Genomic DNA, 25,751 nt, shown 5'->3' on the forward strand with positions numbered 1-25,751 from the left:
GCTGTCGATGCCGGAGCAGTAACGTGGCCGCCGTGTGGCGCGCGATTCAGCGCCGGGGCGGCAGCGCGCCTTGCGTGTTCACGTACAGCGCGTACAGCGATTTCCCCGCCGCCATGAACAGGCGATTGCGGTCCAGCCCACCGAAGCACAAGTTGGCGCAGCGCTCAGGCAGGTGGATGTGGCCGATGCGTGTGCCGTCCGGCGCGAAGATGGCCACGCCGTCGAGTTCTTCCGAGCCCATGCCCCAGCCGCACCACAGGTTGCCGTCGGTGTCGCAGCGGATGCCGTCCGACGTGCCGGGTCCGCAGTCGATGAAGGTGCGGCCCAGGCCCAGGCCGCGGCCGTCGGCGCTGACCTCGTGCACCGTGATCAGGCGGTTGGGCTGCGCCCGCGACTGCACCAGATACAGCAGTTTCTCGTCCGGTGAAAAACACAGCCCGTTGGGACCGTGCGCGGTTTCATCGACCACGGTGAGCGTGCCGCTGTCGGGTTCCAGCCGATAGACGCAGGCGGGCAGTTCCTGCTGCGCGCGCTTGCCTTCATACCAGCCGCCCAGGCCGAACGGCGGGTCGGTGAACCAGATGCTGCCATCGGATTTCACCACGACGTCGTTGGGTGAATTCAAGGGCTTGCCGTCGTAGCGATCGGCCAGGACGGTGATGCTGCCGTCGTACTCCGTGCGGGTGACCCGCCGGCCCTCGTGCTCGCACGTGATGAGGCGGCCTTGCAGGTCGCGCGTATTGCCGTTGCCGTTGCGCGAGGGCTGGCGGAACACACTGAATTGGCCGGTGGCCTCGTCCCAGCGCATGATGCGGTTGTTGGGGATGTCGCTGACCAGCAGGTAACGGCCGTCGCCGAACCACACCGGACCTTCGGCCCAGCGCATGCCTTCGCCCAGTTTTTCCACGGCGGCGTTGAAATGCACGTAGCGCGCGAAACGGGGATCGATGACTTCGATGCGGGGATCGGGATAACGCTCACTGGTTTGCCACACGGCCGTGTTCTCCAAAATAGGCCCGCTCCAGGCGCGCCGGCAAATCGGGTTCACGGGTGCTGGCCTGCATGGCGATGTGGCCTTGCGCCAGGGCGTAGACGCGATCGGCCAGGGCCAGCGCTTTTTCCACCAGCTGTTCCACCAGCACGATGGCCGTGCCCTGCGCGCGCAACTGTCCGGCGACAGCCAGCACCCGGTCGACCAGCACCGGCGACAGACCGGCGGACGGTTCGTCGAGTATCAGCAGGCGGGGCCGTTTCACCAGGCCTTGCGCGACCACCAGCATCTGTTGCTGGCCCCCGCTCAGGGCGCCGGCGCGCTCATGGCGCTTGGCGGCGATTTCGGGAAAGAAGGTCAGCGCTTCCTCGATACGCGCACGGCGTTCCGCCCGCGGGGCATCGTAGCCCGCCAGCATCAGGTTGTCGATCACGCTTTGCTGGGTGAAGACGCGATGGCCTTCGATTACGTGCACCAGGCCGGCACGGGCCGCCGCACGCGGCGTGGTGCGGCTGAGGTCGGCGCCCGCGAAGGTGACGCTGCCCGCGGTCAGCGGCAGCAGGCCCGAGACCGCGCGCATCAAGGTGCTCTTGCCGGCGCCATTGGGGCCGAGGATGGCGACGATCTCGCCCGCGCCCACTTCCATGTCGATGCCGTGCAGGATGCCGATCTTGCCGTAGCCCGCGTCCAGGCCACGCACGGTGAGCAAAGGCGCGGTGCCGGCCGTCGTGCGGGCTGGATCCACAGCGGCATGATCCACAGCGGCATGATCGGCGGCAGCGTCATCGGCAGCGCCTGTGTCCGCCTGTGTAGCCAGGCCTGCAACCGGGCTTTTATCCACCAAGGTAAGCACTGACCACCTCCTTGTGTTCACGCACTTTCGCCGGCGTGCCGTCAGCCAGCACGCGGCCCAGGTTCAGCACGGTGACGTGGTCGCAGATATCGAAGATCAGGTCGGCATGATGCTCCACCAGCAGCACGCCGGTGCCATGCCGGCTGATGTGCCGGATCAGTTCGCCGAGCTGGCGGATTTCCTCGGCGGCCAGGCCGGCCGCCGGCTCGTCCAGCAGCAGGAAAGCCGGCCGCAGCACCAGCGCGCGGGCGATCTCCAGGAAGCGCAGTTCGCTGTGCTGCAGCCGGTCGGCGCGCGCATCGGCCAGCGCCGCCAGCCCTACCGCCTGCAAGGCATCGTGCGCGGCCTGGCGCAAGGCGGTGTCGTCGCGCCGGTGGCGCGGCAGGCGCAGCAGCGTTTCGATGAAGGATGCGTGGCCATGCAGCGTGCCGCCTATCATGACGTTGTCCAGCACCGAGGCCTCGCCGATGATGCGCGGCGTCTGGTAAGTGCGGGCGATGCCATGCGGCGCGCGCAGCAAGGGCTGGCCCGCGGGCAGCGGCGCGCCGGCCAGCCGCAGCGTGCCTTCCTGCGGCCGGTAGTAACCGGAGATCACGTTCAGCGTGGTGGTCTTGCCGCTGCCATTGGGGCCGATCAAACCATGCACCTGGCCCGGTGCGATCGTCAGCGTCAGGCCGTCGATGGCGCGCACGCCGCCGAAGCTGAGCACCACGTTGCGCAGGGCGATGCCTTCGGCGCCGTTGCCGGCACCTTTGCCTGCATCCTTGCGGACGCCCCCGTGCCCGTTGGCCGTTTCATTGCCGCGCCCGTCCTGCCTTCCGCGGTTCAACAGCCGGTCCAGCGGCGCGGCGTCCGGGACGATGCGGCGATTGGCTGGCAGGGGCCGACGGCTGCGGAAGTCCAGCAGCGCGGCGATGCCGCCCGGTGCCGCCAGCACGATGACCAGCAGCATCAACGCGTACAGGAAGTTGGACCAGGCCGCCAACGGCGCCGCCAGTTCCGGCAGCACCGTCAGGATGATGGTGCCCAGCAGCGGACCCAGTATCGAGCCGCGCCCACCGATCAGGATGGCGATGAAGAACAGCACCGACAGTTCGAAGGTGAAGGCATCCGGTGTGATGTAGGTCTGCAGCGACGCGAACAGGCCACCCGCGATGGCGGCCAGCACGCCGGCAAAGACGAAGATCAGCGCCAGCAGGCGCACCTTGGAAATCCCGCTGGCCTCGGCCGCCACTTCGGCGTCGCGGATGGCGATGAGACCCCTGCCATAGCGGCTGCGCGCGATGTTGGCGGTCAGCAAGGTGCACAGCACGGCCAGCCCCAGGCACAGGTAGAACAGGCCCATTTCGCTGTCGAAGGGCGCGGGCATGGCCGGCCCGGACAGGCCGATGCCGCCGCCCGTGACGTCGCCCCAGGCCAGCGCGATCTGCGTCACGATGGTGGCGAAACCCAAAGTGGCCATGGCGAAATAGAAGGTGCGCAGCCGCAGCGCGGGCAGGCCCACCACCAGGCCGAATACACCCCCTCCCGCGCCGGCACAGGCCAGCGCGAGAAAAGGCGGCATGGCCGGCAGAACATTGCCGGCGGCCAGCACGCTGGTGATGTAGGCACCCAGCGTCAGCAAGGCCACGTAGCCGATGGCCAACTGGCCGGCATAGCCGACCACCAGGTTCAGGCCCGACACCAGGATCCAGTAGATGGCCGCGCGCGTGGCGATGACGGTCCAGTAGTTGTTGCCCGCCAGCGGCAGCAGGGCGGCCAGCGCGAAGATGGCCAGGAAGGGCCAGGCCTTGCGCCAATCTTCGCCGCGGCGGCGGACGGGTGGGGCGGAGCTTGCAGACATCGCGGACATCGCGGACGCCGCTGGTGTCGCAGCGGCGCCGGGACGCCTGGTCATCGCCATGGGCCGGCGCGTGTGCAGTTCGCTATCGACGCTCATCAGACCCTCCGCGCGGTGGCGCTGCCGAACAGGCCCTGCGGCACCGCCAGCAGCACCACGATGAACAGCACGAACACGGCGATGGAAGAGAACACCCCGCCCACCGTGAAGTTGGCCGCCTGCTGGAACAGGCCCAGCGCCAAGCCTCCGATCAGCGCGCCGCGGTTATTGCCCAGGCCACCCAGCGCGACCGGCACGAAGCCGTAGAAATTGAGCAGCGTGCCGTTGGCGAAAAAAGCCAGCATCAGTTGCCCACTGGCGAAACCGGCGATGCCGCCGATGGCCGCCGCCAGCACATAGCTCCACACGCGCAGGCGCCGTTCCGGCAGTCCCAGCGCGCGCGCGGCGAAGTTGTCTTCCGCCACCGCCAGGAAGGCCATGCCGACCAGGGTGCGGCGATACAGATACTCCAGGCCCAGCACCACCAGCGCGCAGGCCACCACCGGCAGCCAGAACTTCTCGTCCATCAGGCCGCTGCCCACATTGAACAGGCGCGGGAAAGGCTGCGGCTCGGTGCCCCATTCGATTGCCGTGACCTGCTGGATCATCAAGGCCAGCGCCAGCGTCGACAACACGTACAGATGCTGGTCCAGGCTCTTGAGCACCGGACGCACGGCCACGAACTCGGTCACCAGTCCCACCAGCGCGCAGCCGGCCAGCGTCGCGATGAAGGCCAGCCAGGGCGGCAGGCCCACCTTGAGCATGAACAGCGAGCCCAGTACGCCACCCAGCATGCCCAGCTGGCCGGCGGTGAAGCTCATCACGCGCGACGTGGCGAACATGGTGTTGTAGGTGATGCCGATGAGCGCGTACACCGCGCCCATCGCCAGCCCCGAAGCGATTATGGAACCGAGCATCGCAGTCTCCGCGTCAAACGTAGCCGGGCGCCAGCAGGAAGGTGCCGTGCTTGGCCGAGTTGGCCGCCGACATCACCACGTCGGCGGTGGGATAGCCGTTGTGTTCTTCGGCGGTATAGGTGTAGTTGCCGAAGTAGCCGGGATAGGGATGCAGGGTGTTCCAGTAGGCAATGATGTCCTTGGACGACCCCGCGCCCTCCTGCACCGCCTTGGCCACCATATTGATGGCGTCATAGCCCGCCGTCACCCACCAGAACAGCGTGTCGTCCAGGCTCACCTTGCCCTGCACCTTGTCGACGAATTCCTGCGATTTCGGCGGCAGCTTGCCGTCGGCGCCGTAGCTGCAACTGCGGTAGCCCACCGCGTAGACCTTGTCCCAGTTCTGCGGCTTGGCCAGCAGGCCGCGGATCTCGCCGGACGCCATCGATGGGTGGCCGGCGAAGTTGACGTCCCAGTTCATTTCCGCGCGGGTATTGAACAGGCGCGCTTCCATGCCGGTGGACACGCTCCAGATGACGATGACTTCGGCGCCCGCGCTGCGCGCCCGTGTCATGTCGGGAGTCATGTCCGTCTGGGTGGCATCGATGTTGTTGCTGTAGACCACGTCCGCGCCGTCGCGCTTGAAGTTGGCCACGCAGGCTTTCACCGCGGTGACGCCGTAGCCCGTGGTGTCGCCGATGATGGCGATCTTTTTCACCTTCAGCACTTTCAGGCAATAGCTGCGCACGGCGTCGTCCCACTGGCCGTTGGACGGGGCGATGCGGAAGGCATTGGGGAATTTTTTCGTGTCGATCAAGGTGTCGATCACGCAGGGATGGATGTTGGGAATGCCGGCGCGCGCCATGATGGGCGTGACGGCCAGCGACTCGCCGGAATTGGTCGGCCCCCAGATCGCGTGCACCTTTTGCGAGTTGATCATTTCCTGCGTCGCGTTGACGGCCTTGGTCGGATCGCCCTGCGTATCGCGCGTGACGATTTCGATCTTGCGGCCCTTGACGCCGCCGGCGGCATTCAAGGTGTCCGCGGCGAACTTGACGCCGCGATCGAAACCGATGCCGGGTGCGGAGCTGGGGCCGGTCAGCGCGGCCAGCCAGCCGATGCGCAACGATTCGGCGGCGGCATGCGCGTAGCGCGGTGCGCCTATGATGGCGGCGCCGGCGATGGCGCTGGTTCCCAGGACGAAATTGCGGCGCGTCAGGCTCATGGTGGATTCCTTGGTGATGGCGTTGTTTGTGGGCCAGCGCGCGCGTCTCAGCGCGTTGCCTGTTCCAATGCAGTGATGCGCTGTTCGTCGAAGGTATGGCCCCAGCCGGGCCGTTCCGGCACCACGGCCATGCCACCGGCGAATTCAAGCGGCTCGCGGTACAGCGTGGAGAACCAGGGCATGTATTCCAGGAATATCGCGTTCGACAAGGCGCCCAGCACCTGCAGGCTGGTTTCGGGAAACAGGTGGCTGGACACGGGGATGTCGTGGCTCTCGGCCATATGGCCGACGCGCATGAATTCGCTGACGCCGCCCACACGCTGCAAGTCCGGCATCAGCACGTCGGCACTGCGCAGGGCCAGCATGCTGCGGAAGCCGTAGCGGGTGTATTCGGTTTCGCCGCTGGCGATGGGCGTGTCCAGGGCCGCCGCCACGCGCGCCAGTCCTTCCAGGTCCCAGGCCGGCAGCGGTTCTTCGAACCACGTCAGGTCGTGCTCTTCCAGCAGACGGCCCAGCCGTATCGCCTGCGCTTCGTTCAAGCCCTGGTTGGCGTCGGCCATCAGCTTGATGTCCGGACCGATGGCGGCGCGCACGGCGCCCACGCGTTGTGCATCCTGGCGTGCGTCCGCCATGCCCAGGCGCATCTTCACCGCGCCGAAGCCTTGCGCCACCATGTCCTGCGCCTCGCGTGCCAGGGCGTCGATATCGCGGTCCAGCCACAGGCCGCCGCTGTGATAAGCCGGTACCCGATCACGCGCGCCGCCCAGCAGGCGATACAGGGGCAGTCCGGCGGCCTTGCCCGCGATGTCCCACAAGGCGCCGTCCAGGGCCGAGATGCCCATCACGGTGATGCCCTTGTGCCCGAAGAAATTGATGTCTTTCCAGGCGCGTGCCCAGAAGCCGGCGATGTGGCCGGCGTCCTGGCCGACCAGCAGGTCGGCAAGTTCGTCCACCATCTGGCGCAGCACGCGGGTGCGGCGATCGTTCAAGGCGAACACCAGGTTCTCGCCGACGATGCCGGCGTCGGTGTGGACGTAGACCAGCACGCAGCCGCAACTGTCCAGCCGGCCCAGCGCGCTGCCTATCGGCTTGTCGAACGGCAGGCGCACCACGCGGGTACGCACCTCGGTGACTTTCATGGGCGGGCTCCGCGGGTGACGTTGGGCAGGCCGACGCGATAGCGCGCCAGCACATCGGGATCGGGGTCGCAGCCCAGGCCGGGGCCTTGCGGCACCGATACTTTGCCGTCCTGCGTGCGCACCCAGGGATCGAAGGGGTTGGCTTCCATGTCCAGCCACAAGACTTCGATCAGCGGCCGCTGCGGCAACGCGGCCGCGATATGCAGCGTGGCGATGAAGCCGGGCCCGAAGTAAGGACAATGCGGCACGGTCTGCACGCCATGCGCCTGGCATAGCGTGGCCACCTTCATGGCTTCGCCGATGCCGCCGAGCTTGGTCACGCTGGGTTGCGCGATATCCAGGGCGCCGGCTTCGAGCAGGGCCTTGAAGCCCATCGGCCCGGCCACGTTCTCACCGGCCGCGATGGGAATGCCACGCGCGCGCACCCGCGCCAGGCCGGCTGCATCTTCCGGCGGCCACACCGGCTCTTCCAGCCAGTACAGCCCGTCGTCGCGCATGGCGTCCGCCATGCGCAGGGACGTGGGGACGTCCCAGGCGCAATTGGTGTCCAGCATGACGGCGGCGGCGCCGGCGGCTTGCAGCGACGCCCGCACCGCTTCGTGCGTCACTTCATGCAGCTTGATGTGGCGATAGCCGCGTTCGACGGCGGCGGCGGTATTGCGCGCCACCAGCGTGCAGTCGGTGTAGTTCAACAGGCTGGCATAGGCCGGCAGTTCGGTGCACGGCGCCGCGCCCAGCAGGCGATGCACGGGCATGCCGGCGCGCTTGCCCAGCAGGTCCCACAGGGCGATCTCGATGCCGGACCAGGCATAGACATAGCAGCCGTTGCGCCCCAGCAAGTGGGTGGCGTGCAGCACCTGGCGGGTCAGGCCGGCGATGTCGCCGGCATCGCGGCCGATGGCCAGCGGCGCCACGATGGTATCGAGCGCGGCGCGCGTGGCGGGGATGGCCGCGTGGCCGAAGGCCTCGCCCCAGCCCACCAGGCCGTCCTCGGTCTCGACCCGCACCAGCAGGATATCCAGCTTGTCCCACAGGGCGCCGGCAAAGCGCTGGTAAGGCCCACCCATGTCGAAGGGCAGGGACACGACATCGGAAGTGACGGATACGATCTTCATCCGCCGCACCATTCAAGCTGCGCCATGACGTCTCCTCCTGGCGTTCTTGTGATCGGGCAGTCCGTGGGGCGCTGTACCGCGCCTTGCCGTCGACCTGCCTGTGTATGCGAACTGGAACGAGGATAGGTAGCGCGGAAAATAAAATCAATTGAGTACACCTAATTTCCACATAAGGTGTTCTTATATGCTCCATGGACCCGCGCGCTGACGCTGGCCTCTATAAAAATGCGTAGACAAAGGAGCGAGACATGGCGCTTACCGTACGCCAGCTGGAGGTCATCCGTGCCGTCAGCCTGCACGGATCTGTCACCGAAGCAGCCGGCGCATTGGGGATCTCCCAGCCCGCCATCAGCCTGATGCTGCGCGATTGCGCCACGCATGCCGGCTTTCCGTTTTTCGTCCGCAAGCATGGCCGCCTGCAGGCCACGCGCGAGACCCAGGTCATCCTGGCCGAACTGAATCGCATCTTCGACGGCATCGAGCGCGTCAACCGTTTGATGGATGACATGCGCGACATGACGGTGGGCACGGTACAGGTGGCCTCGGTACCGACCCTGGCCGACAACCTGATTTCGCCCACCATCGCCAGCTTCCAGAAAGACTGGCCCAATATCCAGGTGGGCGTGTTTACCCTGGACAATGTCGGCGTGTTCGAGAACGTCATCCAGGAACGGGTGGACTTCGGCCTGGCCTTGTCGCCGCTGAATCATCGCGACGGCCGTGGCGTGGATGGCCGCCTGGTGGATCTGTGCACCACGGAGCTGGTCTGCGTGATGCACCCTGACTGTCCGCTGGCGCGCTACGACGTGGTCACGCCCAAGGACCTGGCGCCCTATCCCCTGATCTCTTTCGGCAAGAGCCTGCCGCTGGGGGCGCTGGTGGAGGAAAGCTTCCAGCGCGCCAACGTGCCGCGGCGCATCGCGCTGGAGGTCACGCTGACGTCGGTGGCCTGCTCCCTGGCCCGGTCGGGAGCGGGCGTGGCCATCATCGATCCTTTCCATCTGTGGAGCCAACGCGACCACGGCGTGGTCACGCTGCCTTATGCCCCCCGCACCGAAGTGCGGGCGCAGATGGTGCTGCCCAGCAATACGCCCCTGTCCCGCTCCGCGCGGCTGTTCGTCGATGCGCTGCGGCAGACGGCGCGGCAACGGCAGGGAGCGCTGCAGGCGGCCTGAGCCGTAATGGCTCAATTGCAACTGACAATCCTGTCAGTTTTCCGACAGCGTGGCGTCCACCGCCGCTTCCTACATTGCAGTCATGGCAGGGCCGGCGCCAGATGGCGCGTGGACCCTATTTCCCCTCCGGATCACGCGCTGCGTCATGACTACATTGTTTCGCCGGCCGTCTCGCCCTCGCGGGCGCGTCCAGGTACACCGTAAGCCAGCCAGCCTGGCCGTTCTTCGGCCCGCCGCGGCGGCCGCCGCTGTTGCCGCCGTCCTTGCCCTCGCCGGCTGTGCCGCCGGGCCGGACTACGTGCGGCCGACCATGGCGGTGCCGTCCGCGTACGCCGAAGCGGGCCCCTGGAAGGACGCCACGCCCGGCCACGTGGATCCGGACGGGCGCTGGTGGCTGGTCTATGGCGACCCCGTCCTGGACGGCCTGGTCGCCCAGGCCAACGAGGCCAACCAGAACATTGCCCTGGCCGCCGCGCAATACCGGCAGGCGCGCGCCGCCGCCGACGCCGCGCGGTCCGCCTTCTGGCCCACCGCGGGCATCAGCGCCGGCGCCGGCCGCGCCCGCAGCATCTCCAACGGCGTCAGCAAGCTGGGCAATTCGCACTCCATCGGCCTGGACGCCAGTTGGGAACCGGACCTGTGGGGCGCCGTGCGGCGCTCGGTGGAAGCCGGCGACGCCAGCGCGCAGGCCAGTGCCGCGCAACTGGCCGCCGCACGCCTGAGCATCCAGGCCACCGTCGCCGCGGACTATATGCAGCTGCGCGTGACGGACCGGGAAATCGCCCTTTATGCACGCACGTTGGAAGCCTATGAGCGCGCGCTCAAGCTGACCCGCAGCCAGCATGATGCAGGCGTGGCGCTGCGTTCGGACGTGGCCCTGGCCGAGGCGCAGCTGAACACCGCGCGCGCCGACGCCATCGACCTGGAACAGCAGCGGCGCCAATTGCTGCATGCCATCGCCATCCTTACCGGCCGCGCGCCGGCGGACTTCACGCTGGCGCAAGATCCCGCCTGGCATCCGGCGCTGCCGCAAGTCCCGGTGGGCCTGCCTTCCGAATTGCTGGAGCGGCGCCCGGACATCGCCAGCGCCGAACGCCAGGCAGCCGCCGCCAACGCCAATATCGGCGTCGCGCGCGCGGCCTATTTCCCGTCTCTCGTGCTGAGCGCCAGCGGCGGCTACGGCGGCAGCGGCTTCGGGCCCTGGTTCAACACGCCCGGCCGCATCTGGTCGCTGGGCGCGTCCCTGGCGGAGACGCTGCTCGACGGCGGCCTGCGCAAGGCCCGCGACCGGGAAGCCGTGGCCGCCTACGACGCCACGGTGGCGCAATACAAGCAGACCGTGCTGGGCGGCTTCCAGGAGGTCGAGGACAACCTGTCCGCCCTGCGCGTGCTGGCCGATGAAAGCGTGGCGCAGGACCAGGCGGTTCAGGCCTCGCGCCTGGCCGAGCAACTGGCCTTGACGCAGTACCGCGCCGGCACCGTCACCTATTTGAACGTGGTGACCGCGCAATACCTGACCCTGAGTAATGAGCGCAGCGCGGTCCAGTTGCTGGGCCGTCAACTGGTCGCCAGCGTGACCTTGATCAAGGCCACGGGCGGCGGCTGGAGCGCCGCGCGGTTGCAGCCGGAGACGGGTCCGGAAGCAACGCCGGCCGCGTCCCCGAGCGCGGCTGCAACGCCTGCCGCGACCTCCGCTGCAATCCCTGCTGCACCCCCGACCCCCGTTGTTTCCGCCACGGCCACGCCGGCCGGGCAAACGCAACCAGACTGAAGAGGCATGGACATGGCCAAATCTTCGATACAGCGCCGCGTGGGCATCACGACCGGCATCGTGGCCCTGGCGGGCCTGAGCGCCGCTTTCTGGGGCATCGATCACAACGCCGCCGCCGACACGCCGGCCGCGGCCGCCCCGCCCGTGATGGTGACCTCCACCGCGGTCAAGCGCGCCGATGTGCCCATCTACCTGACTGGCGTCGGCACGGTCACGCCCAACCAGTCGGTCACCATCAAGGCACGCGTCGACGGCCAGCTCGACAAGGTCGCCTTCACCGAGGGCCAGGACGTGGCGGCCGGCCAGCTGCTGGCGCAGATCGATCCGCGCACCTTGCAGGCGCAACTGGCGCAAGCACAGGCGCTGCAGGCCAAGGACCAGGCGCAGCTGGCCAACGCCAACCTGGACTTGCAACGCTATACGCGCTTGAGCAAGGAAGACGCCACCACGCAACAGACGCTGGATACGCAGCGCGCGCTGGTGGCGCAGCTGGACGCGGCGGTGAAGACCGATGCCGCGCAGGTGGCCTACGCCAAGGTGCAGCTGAGCTTCACCACCATCAGCGCGCCGATCAGCGGCCGCACCGGCGCCCGTCTGGTGGACCAGGGCAATATTGTGCACGCGACCGACACCACCGGACTGGTGGTGATCAACCAGATCGATCCCATCAGCGTGGTGTTCACGGTGCCCGAAGCGCATGTGCCAGACCTCAACCAGGCCGCCGCGCATGACCAGCACGGCCTGCCTGTCACCGCCCTGCGCCGCGACAGCGAGCAGGTGCTGGGCAAGGGCAAGCTGGTGCTGGTCAACAACCAGATCGACACCACCAGCGGCACGGTGCAGTTGAAGGCCTCTTTCCCCAATCCGGAGCATCTGTTGTGGCCCGGCCAGTACGTCAACGCCCGCGTACGCCTGGGCACGCACACCGGTGCGCTGACGGTGCCCGCGCCGGCGGTGCAGCGGGGCCAGACCGGCACCTATGTCTATGTCATCGACGAGCATACGGTGGCGCGCATGCAACCCGTCCACGTGGCCTTGATCCAGGACGGCATGGCCGTCATCGACAAGGGCCTGGCGGCCGGCCAGCGCGTGGTCGTCGACGGCCAGTACAAGCTCAAGCCCGGTGCCCGCACCGTGGAAAGCAAACCAGCCGCGGCACCGGCCGCCCGCCGCACCGAGGCCTCGGAAGTGGCCTTGAATTCAGGCCGGGCCGTGACCCAGGCGGCGGCCAGGGATGAGACCGTGGAAGTGGCGATAAGCCCGGCCACCCAGGGAGCCGGTGCATGAGTATTTCCGCAGCATTCATCAAGCGCCCTATTGGTACGTCGCTGTTGGCGCTTGCCATCTTGCTGGTGGGGGTGGCCGCGTGGCCCCTGTTGCCCGTGGCGCCCTTGCCGCAGGTGGATTTCCCCACGATCCAGGTGACGGTCAACCTGCCGGGGGGCAGTCCGGAAACCATGGCGTCGAATGTGGCGCAACCGCTGGAGCGGCAGTTCTCGCTTATCGCCGGCCTGTCGCAGATGACCTCGACCAGCGCCCAGAGCCAGACCCAGATCACGTTGCAGTTCGACCTGAACCGCAGCATCGAGTCGGCGGCCGTGGACGTGCAGGCCGCCATCAACGCGTCTTCCGGACAGCTGCCGTCCAACCTCCCCAACGCACCCACCTTCCGCAAGGTCAATCCGGCCGATGCGCCCATCCTGCTGCTGGCGGTGCAGTCCAGTACCCTGCCCCTGACTGAAGTCAACGACTACGCCGACAACATCCTGGCGCAACAGATTTCGCAGATATCCGGCGTTGGCCTGGTGAACATCGCCGGCCAGCAGAAGCCGGCCATACGCATCCAGGTCGATCCCGACCGACTCAAGTCGCTCAATCTGAGCCTGGAAGACTTGCGCGGCGTCATCGCCAACACCACCGTCAACCAGCCCAAGGGCACGGTGGATGGTCCGTCGCAAAGCTTCACCACTTACACCAACGACCAGCTGACCAAGGCCGCGCAGTGGAACGACATGGTGCTGGCCTACCGCAACGGCGCGCCCATACGCGTGCGCGACGTCGGTGTGGCGGTGGATGGTCCGGAGAACAACAAGCTGGCCGCCTGGGCTTATGCCGGCGCCGCCGCGCCGCCGGGTGAAGGCATCACCGACGGCCGCTCCATCGTGCTGCAGATCAGCAAGCAGCCGGGCGCCAACGTGCTGGAGACCGTGGACGCGATCCAGGCCGCGCTGCCGCGCCTGCGTGCCGCCATTCCGCCGTCGGTCTCGGTGAACACGGTGATCGACCGCACGCAGAACATCCGCGCCTCGGTGAAGGACGTCGAGTTCACGTTGCTGCTGACCATCGCCCTGGTGGTGGTGGTGATCTTCATGTTCCTGCGCAACGTGGCAGCCACCGTGATTCCCTGCATCACCGTGCCGCTGGCCATCCTGGGCACGGCGGGCGTCATGTACGTGCTGGGCTACAGCCTGGACAACCTGTCCCTGATGGCGCTGACCATCGCCGTGGGCTTCGTGGTGGACGATGCCATCGTGATGCTGGAGAACATCTACCGCCATATCGAGGACGGCATGCCGCCCATGCAGGCAGCCTACCAGGGCGCCGGTGAAATCGGCTTCACCATCATGTCGATCTCGGTGTCGCTGATCGCGGTGTTCATTCCCTTGCTGCTGATGGGCGGCATCGTCGGCCGCCTGTTCCGCGAATTCGCCGTCACCGTGACGCTGACCATCATCGTGTCGGTGGTGATCTCGCTGACGCTGACGCCCATGCTGTGTTCGCGCTATCTGAAGAACCACGTCCATGGCCAGCAGCAAGGCCGCCTGGCGCGCTTGTTCGAGTCCGGTTTCGATGCCATGCTCAATGGCTACAAACGCGGCCTGAAAGTGGTGCTGCGCCATCAGTTCATCACCCTGATGGCCTTCTTCGCCACGCTGGCGGTGACCGCGCTGATGTTCGTCATCATCCCCAAGGGCTTCTTTCCGCAGCAGGACACGGGCTATATCTTCGGCTTCGCGCAGTCGGCGCAGGACTCTTCCTTCACGGCGATGAATGCGCGCATGATCGCGCTGGCCGACGTGGTGCGCCAGGACCCGGACGTGGTCGCCTTCGGCATGAACGGCAACCAGTCGCAGTACAACACCGGCAACTTCTACATCAACCTGCGTTCCAAGGAGGATGGCCGCAAGGCCAGCGCGGATGAAGTGATCCGCCGCCTGCGTCCCAAGCTGGCGCACGTCGAGGGCGCCACGCTGTACATGCAGGCCGGCCAGGACATCAACGTCGGTGGCCGCCTGTCGCGCACGCAATACCAATACACCCTGACCGATTCCAACCTGGACGAACTCAACGAGTGGGCGCCCAAGCTGGCCACGCGTTTCGCCGAACTGCCGCAGCTGGCGGACGTGGCCTCCGACCAGCAGAACGCCGCCCCCACCGCCACCCTGGCGATAGACCGGGCGCGCGCCAGCAGTTTCGGCTTCACGCCGGCGCTGATCGACGCCACCATCTACGATGCCATCGGGCAGCGCCAGGTGGCGCAGTACTTCACCCAGCTCAACAGCTATCACGTGGTGCTTGAAGTGACGCCGGCGCTGCAGAAGGATCCGGATATCTTCAGCCGGCTGTATCTGACATCGCCCTTGACCAACCAGCAGGTGCCGCTGTCGACCTTCGTGCGGCTGGACACCGAGAAGACCGGCTACCTGGCCATCAACCACCAGGGCCAGTTTCCCGCGGTCACGCTGTCGTTCAACCTGGCGCCCGGCGCGTCGCTGGGCCAGGCGGTGCAGGCCATCGACCAGGCCAAGGTGGAGATGGGCGTGCCCGGTACCGTGATCGGTTCCTTCCAGGGCGCGGCGCGTGCCTTCGGCGATTCGCTGCGTTCGCAGCCTTACCTGATCGCGACGGCCCTGATCGCCGTGTACATCGTGCTGGGGCTGCTGTACGAAAGCTATATCCATCCCATCACCATCCTGTCGACGCTGCCTTCGGCGGGCCTGGGCGCCCTGCTGATCTTGCGGGCGGGCGGCTACGACCTGTCGGTGATCGCGCTGATCGGCATCATCCTGCTGATCGGCATCGTCAAGAAGAACGGCATCATGATGATCGACTTCGCCCTGCACGCCGAGCGCGAGCGCGGCATGGCGCCCCTCGATGCCATCTACGAGGCCTGCGTGCTGCGCTTCCGTCCCATCATCATGACCACCATGTGCGCCTTGCTGGGCGGCCTGCCGCTGATGCTCAGCAACGGCCAGGGCGCCGAACTGCGCCGCCCGCTGGGTTATGCCATGGTGGGCGGGTTGCTGGTGTCGCAGCTGCTGACGCTGTTCTCCACGCCGGTGGTCTACCTGTATCTGGACCGCGCCCACTATTGGTACATGAATCGCAAGAAGGCGCGGGCGGCGCGGCGGCAGGCGGGACAGGCGCCGGAGGACCAGGCCTTGCCGAGTCCGGCCGCGGCGAGGGAATAACGGGTAAAGTGAGTCCCCGGAGCGACCCATCATGAAAATCCTGATCGTCGAAGACGAAGCCAAGACCGCCGACTATCTGCACAAGGGCCTGTCCGAACAGGGCTGCGCGGTGGACGTGGCCAACAACGGCATCGACGGCCGTCACCTGGCCACGGAGCTGGACTACGACGTCATCGTGCTCGACGCCATGCTGCCCGGCATGGATGGCTTCGAAGTGCTGCGCGCCTTGCGCAAGACGCGGCAGACGCCGGTCATCATGCTGACGGCGCGCGACGGCCTGGATGACCGCATCAAGGGCCTGCAGGATGGCGCCGACGACTACCTGGTCAAGCCGTTTTCCTTTCTCGAACTGCTGGCGCGGCTGCAGGCGCTGACGCGGCGCGGGCGCGTGCAGGAACCGATGCAGCTGCGCATCGGCGACCTGCAGATCGACCTGGCCAGCCGCAAGGCCCAGCGCGGCGGCGTGCGCATCGACCTGACGGCCAAGGAATTTGCATTGCTGGCGGTGCTGGCGCGGCGCAAGGGCGAGATCCTGTCCAAGACCGCCATCGCCGAGCTGGTGTGGGACATGAACTTCGACAGCAACGTCAATGTGGTGGAGGTGGCCATCAAGCGCCTGCGCGCCAAGATCGACGGGCCCTTCGCCACGCGCCTGCTGCACACCATCCGCGGCATGGGCTACGTGCTGGAACAACGCGAGGGCGAGGCAGCGTGAAACGCTCCCTGACGACCCGCCTGGCGGCCATGTTCGCCCTGGTCGCGGTGGTGGCGTTCACCTTGATCGGTGCCGCGCTGTATGCGGTGCTGCATCGTGAGCTGGTGCGCCAGCAGATGGACGTGCTCAGCACCACGTCGGGCGAGATGATGTTTTCGCTGACGCGCATGGGCACGCCGGAACGCTGGGCGCGTGGCATGGCCAAGATGGATACGCTGACCCCGGCCGATGGCAGCCTGCGCTTCTGGGTGGTCAGCCCCGATCCGCATTTCAGCTACGGCAAGGACGCGGCCGAACTGGCCAGTATTGCCGAACTGGACGATGGCTACGACGAAGTGCTGTTGCCGGGCCGTGAACGGCCCATGCGCACCTTTGCCCGCACCGTCGACGCGCTGGAACAGCGCCCCGCGGTGAAGTTCGTCGTCGGCATCGCCACCGAACCGTACCTGCACACGCTGCACACGTTCGTGATTGCGCTGGCCGGGCTGTTGCTGGCGGCGGTGCTGGTGATCATGCTGTTGTGCCAGTGGATGGCGTCGGTGGGCCTGCGGCCGCTCAAGCGCCTGTCCAGCGAGGCGCAGGAGATCAGCCCGGCCCATCCGGCCCAGCGTCTGCAGGCGGCCAGCCTGCCGGTGGAACTGGACGATCTGGCGCATACCTTCAACGGCGCGCTGGACCGCCTGCAGTCCGCCTACACGCAGCTGGAAGCGTTCAATGCGGATGTCGCGCACGAGCTGCGCACGCCGCTGACCAATCTGATCGGCCAGACCCAGGTGGCGCTGGCGCGTCCGCGCGGTGTGCAGGAACTGGAAGAGACGCTGCAGTCGAACCTGGAGGAGCTGGATCGCCTGCGTGCCATCGTCAACGACATGCTGTTCCTGGCGCGCGCCGATCGGGGGGAGGCGGCCACGGGACTGGTCAACACGGTGGTGGCCGACGAGGTGGACAAGACCATCGAGTTCTTCGAATTCGTGCTGGATGACCTGGGGCTGACCGTGGCGGTCGAAGGGGATATCGACGCGGTGGCGCCGATGGATCGCGCGTTGTTCCGGCGCGCGGTCACCAATCTGCTGCAGAACGCCATCCAGCATACGCACGGCGGCACGCGCATCGTCGTGCGGCTGGAACGCCAGGAGGGGGGTGTCAGCGTCACCATCTCCAATCCGGGCGATCCCATCGATGCGGCGCATCTGCCGCGGCTGTTCGACCGTTTCTACCGGGTCGATGCCGCGCGCAACGACCATGGTGCCGCGCATGGCCATGGCCTGGGACTGGCCATCGTCAAGGCCGTCGCCAGCATGCACGGCGGCCGCGTCTTCGCCTTCAGCAACGGCGGCAACACCGCGATCGGCTTCAACCTGCCTCGGTAGAGGGCCGACCCCTGAAGATTCGATTCGACCGTTGGCTCGGCTCGCCGGCTAGTGGCAAGTCGCCTTGTTCTGTGGGCCACCCCCCCCTACGAGGCTGCACATTGGATCCCTGACCGTTGTCGCTCTTCGCACCTTTACACCCTTCCACTCTTTGTCCCGCCCCGACAGGGGGCGGGACGATAAATTTCCAGGGTAGGGCAATGAATATTGGGGCGGGACAATGAATCGCGAATTCATCCTGCCGGCTACAGCTGCTGGAAACTGCCGAACCGTTTATCGATGAACTGCCGCTCGGATTCGATGCCGCGCACGATGGCATTCGGCGGTCCACGTCCCAGCCACTCCAGCATGGCGTCGACCTGCTCGGCCGTGCCCTGCACCAGCGCTTCGACCGAACCGTCCTCCAGGTTCTGCACCCACCCGGTGGCCCCCACCATATGGGCTCGCCTGACGGTGGACATGCGGAAGCCCACGCCTTGCACTTTGCCGCGGATGTGGACGTGGACGGTTTCGATATGGGGATCGCTGGCCATTGCTGTATTCGGAACGGGAAACGGAAAACCCCTTCATTCTTTCATATCCTGACACGCCAGGGCCCAGGATGCCCCTGCTGGCCACGTTGATTAGTCGCCTGACGGAAATAGTCTAGTCACCGGCACCGGGTTTATCCGGCGCCCCGCATTACCTATGCTTAGGCCATCATCAATTCGCCCATTTCTGCTTTTCGGGCAATGGTTTATGCATCATGTCCTCCCTCTCTCGCGCTGCCGGCAAGGCATTCGACGCCGCCGCTTGCGGCCGCATCCCGGCTGACCTTCCCGACCACCCTGCTCCCGCCGTGCGCTTCTATGGCCGGCGCCGGTCCGACGGTCCCACCCCCTTGATCGTCCACTTCCATGGGGGCGCCTTCACCTCGGGCTCGCTGGACAGCGGCGGCAAGGTCGGTACTTTGCTGTCCGGGGCCGGCGCCGTGGTGCTGTCGGTCGATTATCCGCTGGCCCCGGCACATCCCTTCCCCGCCGCCGCCGAAGCCGGCTATGCCGTCCTGCAATGGGCGTATCGCAACCGCCGCCTGCTGGGTGGCCGCGGCAGTCCGCTGTTCGTGGCCGGCGAGGAAGCCGGCGGCAACATCGCGGCCGCCGTCGCCTTGATGGCACGCGATCGCGGCGGCCCGGAACTGGCCGGCCAGATCCTGCTGTCGCCCATGCTGGACGCCTGTATGGGCACGGCCTCGATGCGCGACGCCCATGCCAGCGAACAGGCCGCGCGCTGGGCCGATGGCTGGAAGCAATATCTGCCCTGTTATTGCGATGCCGCCCATCCGTACGCCGCGCCCCTGGTCAATACCCGCCTGGGCGGCCTGGCCCCCATACTGCTGCTGACCGCGCGCGACGATCCGCTGCGCGACGAGGCGGCCAGCTACGCCCGGCGTGTGCGCCAGGCCGGCGTGCGCGTGACGCAAGCCATCGTGGCCGGCGCCAGCGACTGGCCGGATGCGCTGGCCGGCGCGGCGGGCACGCCGGCCGCATGGGACGATGAAGTCCTGGCACAAGTCTTTACGTTTCTGATCACCCATCCAACGGCGGGGGTATCGGCCACGCGGTCTAGTGCGGCGGCGACCATGGTCCGATCCGGCACCCTGGATGGCTGAGTTTTTTGCCGAATGGCCGTCTCCGTTACGGCCATCGCATTACGTATGGCTGTAGGCGTGACGGGCGATAGTTGCAACAAGAGGCAAGGGATAACTTAGCGGCCAGAACCTTCCGATCCCGGCGGGTTACCCCTAGAAGCGGAGCCCCAAGGTGAAAGAGCCCCTCCCCCTATCGGCAAACGTGACATCCGAATACGAGAAGAACGGATACATCTCTATCGAAACGATGTGCCCGCCAGAGGAAGTCCAGGAGATCCGCCAGACGTTGATGCGGATGTTCGAGAACCGGACCGGATATAACGAGGGCGCGCAATACGACTTCGTCGGTCGCGACGATCCGAACAAGCCGCAGACTTTCCCCAGCCTGCACGATCCATCTCACTACGCGCCCGAGTTGCTCAAGACCCAATATCACAAGCGGGCCCTGGCGATCGCGCGCCAGCTGCTGGGCGAGGATGCCGCCTTGTACGGCGAGCATGCCTTGCTCAAGCCGGCGCGCCTGGGACCGGAAACGCCCTGGCACCAGGACGAGGCCTTCCGCTCGCCCGACTTCGAATACCGCGAGCTGAGCATCTGGCTGGCCTTGCAGCCGGTGGGCTCCGTCAACGGCTGCATGCAGTTCATACCAGGATCGCACAAGCAGGACGTGCTGGAGCATCGCTCGCCGGGCTATGACAAGGCCCTGCACCCGCTCGAATGCTGCGCCGATTTTCCGCGCGACCAGGCCGTGCCCGTGCCGCTGCCCGCCGGCGGGTGCACGATCCACGACATGCGTACGCTGCACTACACCGCGCCCAATTCGTCGGAAGCGCCGCGCCTGGCCTATATCCTGATCTTCAACGTGCCGCCCACCTACAAGCCCGGCCTGCGCCAGTTCCCCTGGCTGGAGGGGCGCCGCACCGACAGCCAGGTGCGCAAGCGCGAGTGGCATCGTCGTGGCGGCATCGCGGTGGAGGTCATGCGCCGCCTGCCGCGCGCGCGCCTGACCAATGGCAAGTGGATGGCGTGGGCCGCCATCCGCGCGGTCAGCAAGGTGTGGAACCGCCCGCGCTGAGGAAGGACACCGACGCCGGCCGCCCGTCCAGATGCAGCGTGGCCGTGGCCGGCGGCGTGCTGGCGATGATCTTGCCGGCGCGCATCACCAGCAGGCGGGTGGCACGCAGGCGCAAGGCTTCCACGGGGTCGCGCGCCTGCAGCAGCACCAGGTCGGCGCGCTTGCCGACCGCCAAGCCCGTGTCGTCCAGGCCCAGGATGCGGGCGGGCGTGTCCGTGACGGCCTGGAAGCAGGCGCGCATGGCATCCTGGCCCGTCATCTGCGCCACGTGCAGCCCCATGTGCGCCACTTCCAGCATGTCGCCGCTGCCCAGGCTATACCAGGGGTCCATCACGCAATCATGGCCGAAGGCCACGGGCACGCCGGCGGCCAGCAGTTCCGGCACGCGCGTCATGCCGCGCCGCTTGGGATAGCTGTCGTGGCGGCCTTGCAGCGTGATGTTGATCAGCGGATTGGCGATGGCCGCCACGCCCGACTCGGCGATCAGCGGGATCAGCTTGGACACGTAGTAGTTGTCCATGGAATGCATGGACGTCAGGTGCGAACCGGTTACGCGGCCTTGCAGGCCCAGGCGCTGTGTTTGATACGCCAGGGTTTCGATATGGCGTGAGAGCGGGTCGTCGCTTTCATCGCAATGCATGTCCACGCGCAGGCCCCGTTCGGCGGCCAGTTCACACAGCACGCGCACGGATTCCGCGCCGTCCTGCATGGTGCGTTCAAAGTGCGGAATGCCGCCCACCACGTCCACGCCCATGTCCAGTGCCCGCCGCAGATTGGCCAGCGCGCCGGGTGCGCGCAGCACGCCGTCCTGCGGGAATGCCACCAATTGCAGGTCCAGGTAGGGCCGCACCCGTTCGCGCACGTGCAGCAGCGCTTCCACCGCCAGCAGGCGCGGGTCGCAGACATCGACGTGGCTGCGTATGGCCAGCAGGCCCTTGGCGACGGCCCAATCGCAGTAGGCCAGTGCGCGTTCGACCAGCGCATCCTGGGTCAGCGTGGGTTTGAGTTCCCCCCACAGGGCGATGCCTTCCAGCAGCGTGCCGGAGCGGTTCACGCGGGGCTGCCCATAGGACAGCGTCGAGTCCATATGGAAATGGGCGTCGACGAAGGGCGGCGCCACCAGCTGCCCGCCCGCGTCCACGGTCTGTCCCGCCTGGACGTCCAGCGCCGGCGCAATGGCGGCAATGCGGCCTGCCTCGATGGCAATGTCCACACCGTTACGCCCGTCGGGCAGATTACAGTTCTTCAACAGGAAATCCACGGCCATGCTTCCCCCTGGTCGTTGCCTTGTGTTCCACCTCGATTCGGCATTATCGACCATGGGCAAGCGCCGAAGGCTTCGATTTCCAAGTCTTCAATCTCTTTTGGGAGTGGGGTTTGGGTAATTCCAATCCGCCAGCCATAGGGGCGCCAGCCCAAAAAAGGGGCGTTGGGGTCCCCCCAACAAATAAAGAACCTCTATGCCAGCAACCGATCCCCACCTGAGGAAACTCAAAGATTTGCCTTCATCAACGCATCCCCCAGCGGACAGCGCATAATTCCGCTTTGTCAGGACGGGCGCGTCGGGCGTCCCGTCATCCGGAGGCAGTTATGCGTATGTTGTTCCTGGGCGCCGGCGGTACCGGCGGTTATTTCGGCGGCCGTGCGGCTGAAGCCGGCGTCGATGTCACATTCCTGGTGCGTGAACCCCGCGCCGCGCGCTTGCGTGAACAGGGCCTGCGCATCAAGAGCCCGGTCGGCGACAGCGTGGTGCATCCCAAGCTGGTCACCGCCGCCACCCTGGACGGCCACTATGACGTGGTGGTGCTCAGCTGCAAGGCCTACGACCTGGATAGCGCGATGGACGCCATCGCTCCCGCCATGGGACCGGATTCCGCGGTGCTGCCCATCATGAACGGCATGGCGCATTTCGACGCGCTGGAGCAGCGCTTCGGGCCGCATCGCGTGCTGGGCGGCCTGTGCCAGATCATCGCCACCCTGGGACCGGACGGCGAAGTGGTGCAGATGGGCAAGAACGCCACGCTGGTGTTCGGCGAGCGGGCCGGCGATCCACGCAGTGCCCGCTGTGTAGCGCTGGAAGGCGCGCTGGCCAAGGCCAATTTCACGTCCCGCCTGAGTGCCGACATCCATCAGGACAATTGGGAAAAGTTCGTGTTCCTGTGCACGCTGGCGGCCGCGACCTGCCTGATGCGCGGGCCGGTGGGCCTGATCGTGCGCAGCGACGACGGCGCGGACATCGTGCTGTCCATGCTGGCCGAGGCGCAGGCCATCGCCGCGGCCTCGGGGTTCAAGCCGCGCCCGGACGCCGACGCGTCGGCGCGCAAGGTCTTGTCCGATCCTGACAGCCCGGTAACCGCCTCCATGTTCCGCGACCTCGATCAGGGCTTGCGCGTGGAGGCCGACCATATCGTCGGCGACATGGTGAAGCGCGGCGCCGCCCTGGGTATCGCCACTCCCTATCTGCGCGTCGCCTACAGCCACCTGCAGGTCTACCAGGCCCAGCGGGCCGCGGGCTGAGCGCGCGGGGCCACGGCGCCGTCCGCCGGACTGTGGCGGAAACGCCCACGTCCAGCGGCAAGGGTTGTCACAAGTCCGTCCAATTGTTTGTAAACTGGCACGTTATCCTGGCCCGGGCAGCATTGCCCCGGCCATCACTTGTCTAGGGATGTGGCCCGGGAATCATGAAACTGCTATCGATCGTCGCGGGCGCCGTACTCGCGGTGGGACTGCTCGGCGGTGCGAACGCCGCCACCAGCGGCAGCAAGGACATCGTGCTGGCCTATTACCGCATGATGTTCCAGGACAAGGATGTCGAGCAGGCGATGGATACCTACGTCAGCAAGAACCTGATCCAGCACGATCCCTATCTGGGCGACGGCGCGGCTGCCATGACCGACTTCTTCGTGCCCTACTACGAGCAGCATCCCCAAGCCAGCGCCGAGATCAAGCGGGTAATAGCCGAGGGCGACATCGTCGTCGTGCATGCCTTGTGGAAAGAAACGCCTGAAGACACGGGACAGGCCATGGTCGACATTTTCCGCGTCGAAAACAGCAAGATCGTCGAGCATTGGAACGTCAGCCAGGACATTCCCGAGAATCCCGCCAACAAGAACACGATGTTTTGAGCGCGGCCCCGACGCGCCTGCAGACCACTGGGTGCCAGGGGATCGACGTCGGGAGCAAAGCATGCCTTTTCGTATTTATCTAGCGGGTTTCGATGTCTTCCGGCCCGACGCCGTCGCGCATGGCCGGGCGCTGCAGGCGCTGTGCGCCGAGGTCGGCATCGAGGGCTTGTATCCCCTGGATAATCAAGCGCCGGCGGGCCTGGCGGGCCCGGAGCTGGCGCATTGGATCTACCGCGCCAACGTGCAGCTGATCGAGTCCGCCGACGGGGTCATGGCCAACCTGAATCCTTTTCGCGGCATGGAGCCGGATTCCGGTACGGCTTTCGAGGTCGGTTATGCCATTGCCTTGGGTAAGCCGGTGTGGGCGTACACCCAGCAGGCGGGCACGGTCGTCGAGCAGGCCGGCGTCGGCCAGGCCAGCGACGCCGCCGGCCCACGGCACATCGATGCCAACGGCTACACGGTGGAAGACTTCGGCATGAACCTGAACCTGATGCTCGCCTGCAGCGCTACGGTGGTGGTGGGCGATGCGGCAGCATGCCTGCAACGCATCGCCGCCGATGCAGGCCGAGCTGCCTAAGCCGCGGCGGCTGATTCCAGGATGGCTTGTTGCGCGTCCGCGATGTTCGTCTCGTGCGACGCGGACGACTGCAGCAAACCGCGGCGGTAGTCGGCCAGTTCGGCAATGGTCAGGCTGACCAGCCCATGATTGGCCGCATAACGCTCCAGCGCGGCGCCGCGCATCATCGTGCCGTCGGCGTTCATCAGCTCGCACAGCACCGCGGCGGGACGCAGGCCGGCCAGCATGGCCAGGTCCACGGACCCTTCGGTATGGCCGCGCCGCGTCAGCACGCCGCCGGGCTGGGCGCGCAGCGGAAACACGTGGCCCGGGCTGACGATATCGCCGGGTTGCGCGTGCGGCGCGATGGCGGCACGGATGGTGGTGACGCGGTCTGCCGCCGAAACACCGGTGCTGACGCCTTCGCGTGCTTCGATCGAGACGGTGAAGGCGGTGCCGTGGCGGCTGCCGTTGTCGCGCACCATCTGCGGCAATTGCAGATGATCCAGGGCCTCGTCGGTCAGGCACAGGCAGACGATGCCGCTGCCGTCGCGTATCAATTGGGCCATGACGGGCACGGTCAATTTGTCGGCGGCGACGATGAGATCGGCTTCGTTCTCACGATCGAAATCGTCCATCACGATGACGGGTCGGCCGATGCGCAGGTGTTGCAGGGCGCGCGCCAGGCGCATGGAGAACGGCTGGGCGTCCAGGGCCGGAGCGGCCGACGCGGTGGGCAGGGAATTTTGAAGCTGGGACATTGAAACGCTCTCGCAAGATAAGTGGGCGAAAAACGTTTCAGGGCAAAGACCGTATGCGCAAACGTCACGCAGGCCCTGTCAGGCCCGCGCTAGGGGGTGCGTATGCCGGCACATCTTCTCTCATCCGGACTATGACCGTCGGCTCTGGACTTGGACCAGATCTGCTGACTCCGGCCGCCGTTGCGGACTGCCGGACGCTCGCGGGCTCGTTGCTTACACAACCTACCGCCGGTGGGGACTTGCACCCCGCCCTGAAGACGTACTGCACGCCGCCAGACAAGGACGGCATGCGAGGCATTGTACGCCTGGGAATCGGCTTATGGCGCCAATCCCGCGCTCCTGGCAGGGGCGGAAGCTTATATATGTTTGTATAAGACCTATCTGCTGCGTTTATTAATCGGACGCTGGGCATTCAGGCGGCCGGCGCGGCGGGCGTTTCCGCCGTGGCGGTATCTGCCTTGGCCTTGGCTTTCTTGCTCTTCTTTTCGGGCAGCGCCAGCATGGTGCCGCGGCACTCGGGTGCGCCGCACAGGCACTTGTAGCCTTCCTTCAACGCCTTGGTGATCTTGCCGTCGAGGACCAGGCCGTAGTCGTACAGCAGTTCCGTGCCGCGTGGCAGGTCGCGCAGCGCGACGATGTAGACGCGCTTGCCGCTCTTGCCTTCCTGCGCTTCACAATTGGGCGCGCAGCTGTGGTTGATCCAGCGCGCATCGTTGCCGTTGTCGCCGCCGTCGATGACCTTGCCCGACGTGGTGGAGAAGAAGAAGGTGTGGAAGGGGTCGTTCGGATTGGTCGGGTGGCGCCGATCCGATTCCTTGGCGCTGATGCGTTCACCGCCGTATTCGATGATGCGCGTGCCGGCGGGGATCTTGCGTGCCGCGAAAACGCCATTGCCGTGCAGCTTGGAGCGTCGCACTACGTGCCAGGGTTTGGAAGTATCGGTGGTCATGGACAGCCAGGTAGAGGAGGGCGCAGGGTGATAAGTCCCGGCGAGCACGTC

22 protein-coding genes and 1 riboswitch are annotated in these 25,751 nt (G+C 66.6%); of the genes, 11 read left to right on the forward strand and 11 right to left on the reverse strand.

Features of this window, described 5'->3' with window-relative positions:
• Window positions 1–46: 46 nt before the first annotated feature.
• From CEY05_RS17070 to CEY05_RS17100, 7 genes are read right to left on the reverse strand one after another with little or no spacing between them, the layout of a single operon-like run.
• Window positions 47–994 (reverse strand): SMP-30/gluconolactonase/LRE family protein, encoded by a 948-nt coding sequence (locus CEY05_RS17070; protein WP_088596711.1) that lies wholly within the window; start codon window positions 992–994, stop codon window positions 47–49.
• The gene (locus CEY05_RS17075) at window positions 978–1,844 is read right to left on the reverse strand and encodes an ABC transporter ATP-binding protein (protein ID WP_143220484.1); all 867 of its coding nucleotides are present in this window, start codon (window positions 1,842–1,844) and stop codon (window positions 978–980) included. The genes CEY05_RS17070 and CEY05_RS17075 overlap by 17 nt, the downstream gene beginning before the upstream one ends.
• Complete coding sequence (locus CEY05_RS17080) at window positions 1,825–3,783, reverse strand: ATP-binding cassette domain-containing protein (RefSeq protein WP_198952814.1); 1,959 nt, start codon at window positions 3,781–3,783, stop codon at window positions 1,825–1,827. Before CEY05_RS17080 ends, CEY05_RS17075 begins: the two co-directional genes overlap by 20 nt.
• Window positions 3,783–4,640 (reverse strand): branched-chain amino acid ABC transporter permease, encoded by an 858-nt coding sequence (locus CEY05_RS17085; protein ID WP_088596713.1) that lies wholly within the window; start codon window positions 4,638–4,640, stop codon window positions 3,783–3,785. Before CEY05_RS17085 ends, CEY05_RS17080 begins: the two co-directional genes overlap by 1 nt.
• Before the next feature lie 13 nt (window positions 4,641–4,653).
• A complete protein-coding gene (locus CEY05_RS17090) occupies window positions 4,654–5,844 on the reverse strand; it encodes an ABC transporter substrate-binding protein (protein ID WP_088596714.1) in 1,191 nt (396 codons plus the stop codon).
• Window positions 5,845–5,891: 47 nt separating this feature from the next.
• A complete protein-coding gene (locus tag CEY05_RS17095) occupies window positions 5,892–6,983 on the reverse strand; it encodes a mandelate racemase/muconate lactonizing enzyme family protein (RefSeq protein ID WP_088596715.1) in 1,092 nt (363 codons plus the stop codon).
• On the reverse strand, window positions 6,980–8,098 hold the full coding sequence (locus tag CEY05_RS17100) for a mandelate racemase/muconate lactonizing enzyme family protein (protein WP_088596716.1): 1,119 nt from the start codon (window positions 8,096–8,098) through the stop codon (window positions 6,980–6,982). Before CEY05_RS17100 ends, CEY05_RS17095 begins: the two co-directional genes overlap by 4 nt.
• Window positions 8,099–8,346: 248 nt before the next feature.
• Here CEY05_RS17100 and CEY05_RS17105 point away from each other — a divergent pair, with 248 nt between their 5' ends.
• The 6 genes from CEY05_RS17105 to CEY05_RS17130 all read left to right on the forward strand — a co-directional run bounded on the left by CEY05_RS17105 (window position 8,347) and on the right by CEY05_RS17130 (window position 17,601).
• Window positions 8,347–9,273, forward strand: coding sequence for a LysR family transcriptional regulator (locus CEY05_RS17105; protein ID WP_088596717.1), 927 nt, complete (start codon window positions 8,347–8,349; stop codon window positions 9,271–9,273).
• A gap of 145 nt (window positions 9,274–9,418) precedes the next feature.
• A complete protein-coding gene (locus CEY05_RS17110) occupies window positions 9,419–11,044 on the forward strand; it encodes an efflux transporter outer membrane subunit (protein WP_088596718.1) in 1,626 nt (541 codons plus the stop codon).
• Window positions 11,045–11,050: 6 nt separating this feature from the next.
• A complete protein-coding gene (locus CEY05_RS17115) occupies window positions 11,051–12,331 on the forward strand; it encodes an efflux RND transporter periplasmic adaptor subunit (protein WP_369825958.1) in 1,281 nt (426 codons plus the stop codon).
• The gene (locus tag CEY05_RS17120) at window positions 12,328–15,516 is read left to right on the forward strand and encodes an efflux RND transporter permease subunit (RefSeq protein ID WP_088596719.1); all 3,189 of its coding nucleotides are present in this window, start codon (window positions 12,328–12,330) and stop codon (window positions 15,514–15,516) included. The genes CEY05_RS17115 and CEY05_RS17120 overlap by 4 nt, the downstream gene beginning before the upstream one ends.
• A 31-nt stretch (window positions 15,517–15,547) precedes the next feature.
• The gene (locus tag CEY05_RS17125) at window positions 15,548–16,231 is read left to right on the forward strand and encodes a heavy metal response regulator transcription factor (protein WP_088596720.1); all 684 of its coding nucleotides are present in this window, start codon (window positions 15,548–15,550) and stop codon (window positions 16,229–16,231) included.
• Window positions 16,228–17,601 carry a heavy metal sensor histidine kinase gene (locus tag CEY05_RS17130; RefSeq protein WP_088596721.1) on the forward strand — a complete coding sequence of 458 codons (1,374 nt, stop codon included), beginning with the start codon at window positions 16,228–16,230 and terminating at the stop codon, window positions 17,599–17,601. Before CEY05_RS17125 ends, CEY05_RS17130 begins: the two co-directional genes overlap by 4 nt.
• Window positions 17,602–17,846: 245 nt before the next feature.
• On the opposite strand, the gene CEY05_RS17135 is transcribed toward CEY05_RS17130, so the two are convergent.
• On the reverse strand, window positions 17,847–18,134 hold the full coding sequence (locus CEY05_RS17135) for an acylphosphatase (protein WP_088596722.1): 288 nt from the start codon (window positions 18,132–18,134) through the stop codon (window positions 17,847–17,849).
• 212 nt (window positions 18,135–18,346) lie between these two features.
• On the opposite strand from CEY05_RS17135, the gene CEY05_RS17140 reads away from it, so the two are divergent.
• Both CEY05_RS17140 and CEY05_RS17145 read left to right on the forward strand, forming a co-directional pair.
• Window positions 18,347–19,252 (forward strand): alpha/beta hydrolase, encoded by a 906-nt coding sequence (locus tag CEY05_RS17140; RefSeq protein WP_088596723.1) that lies wholly within the window; start codon window positions 18,347–18,349, stop codon window positions 19,250–19,252.
• Between the two features lie 151 nt (window positions 19,253–19,403).
• Window positions 19,404–20,306 (forward strand): phytanoyl-CoA dioxygenase family protein, encoded by a 903-nt coding sequence (locus tag CEY05_RS17145; protein WP_233161575.1) that lies wholly within the window; start codon window positions 19,404–19,406, stop codon window positions 20,304–20,306.
• On the opposite strand, the gene CEY05_RS17150 is transcribed toward CEY05_RS17145, so the two are convergent.
• Complete coding sequence (locus CEY05_RS17150) at window positions 20,278–21,573, reverse strand: amidohydrolase family protein (protein WP_088596725.1); 1,296 nt, start codon at window positions 21,571–21,573, stop codon at window positions 20,278–20,280. The genes CEY05_RS17145 and CEY05_RS17150 overlap by 29 nt on opposite strands.
• A gap of 323 nt (window positions 21,574–21,896) precedes the next feature.
• On the opposite strand from CEY05_RS17150, the gene panE reads away from it, so the two are divergent.
• The 3 genes from panE (at window position 21,897) to CEY05_RS17165 (ending at window position 24,011) form a co-directional block, all read left to right on the forward strand.
• Window positions 21,897–22,823: a 2-dehydropantoate 2-reductase gene (gene panE / locus CEY05_RS17155; RefSeq protein WP_088596726.1), complete on the forward strand. Its 927-nt coding sequence runs from the start codon at window positions 21,897–21,899 to the stop codon at window positions 22,821–22,823.
• Between the two features lie 164 nt (window positions 22,824–22,987).
• A complete protein-coding gene (locus tag CEY05_RS17160) occupies window positions 22,988–23,431 on the forward strand; it encodes a nuclear transport factor 2 family protein (protein WP_088596727.1) in 444 nt (147 codons plus the stop codon).
• 61 nt (window positions 23,432–23,492) lie between these two features.
• Entirely contained in the window at window positions 23,493–24,011 is a 519-nt protein-coding gene (locus CEY05_RS17165) for a nucleoside 2-deoxyribosyltransferase (RefSeq protein WP_088596728.1), read from the forward strand.
• On the opposite strand, the gene ribB is transcribed toward CEY05_RS17165, so the two are convergent.
• Window positions 24,008–24,751, reverse strand: coding sequence for a 3,4-dihydroxy-2-butanone-4-phosphate synthase (gene ribB, locus CEY05_RS17170; protein WP_088596729.1), 744 nt, complete (start codon window positions 24,749–24,751; stop codon window positions 24,008–24,010). The genes CEY05_RS17165 and ribB overlap by 4 nt on opposite strands.
• Window positions 24,752–24,859: 108 nt before the next feature.
• A riboswitch (FMN riboswitch) is annotated at window positions 24,860–25,014 on the reverse strand.
• A gap of 149 nt (window positions 25,015–25,163) precedes the next feature.
• Window positions 25,164–25,700, reverse strand: coding sequence for an SET domain-containing protein (locus CEY05_RS17175; protein ID WP_088596730.1), 537 nt, complete (start codon window positions 25,698–25,700; stop codon window positions 25,164–25,166).
• Window positions 25,701–25,751 lie beyond the last annotated feature (51 nt).

Source organism: Achromobacter sp. HZ34, from assembly GCF_002209485.1.
Classification (GTDB): Bacteria; Pseudomonadota; Gammaproteobacteria; order Burkholderiales; family Burkholderiaceae_B; genus Bordetella_C.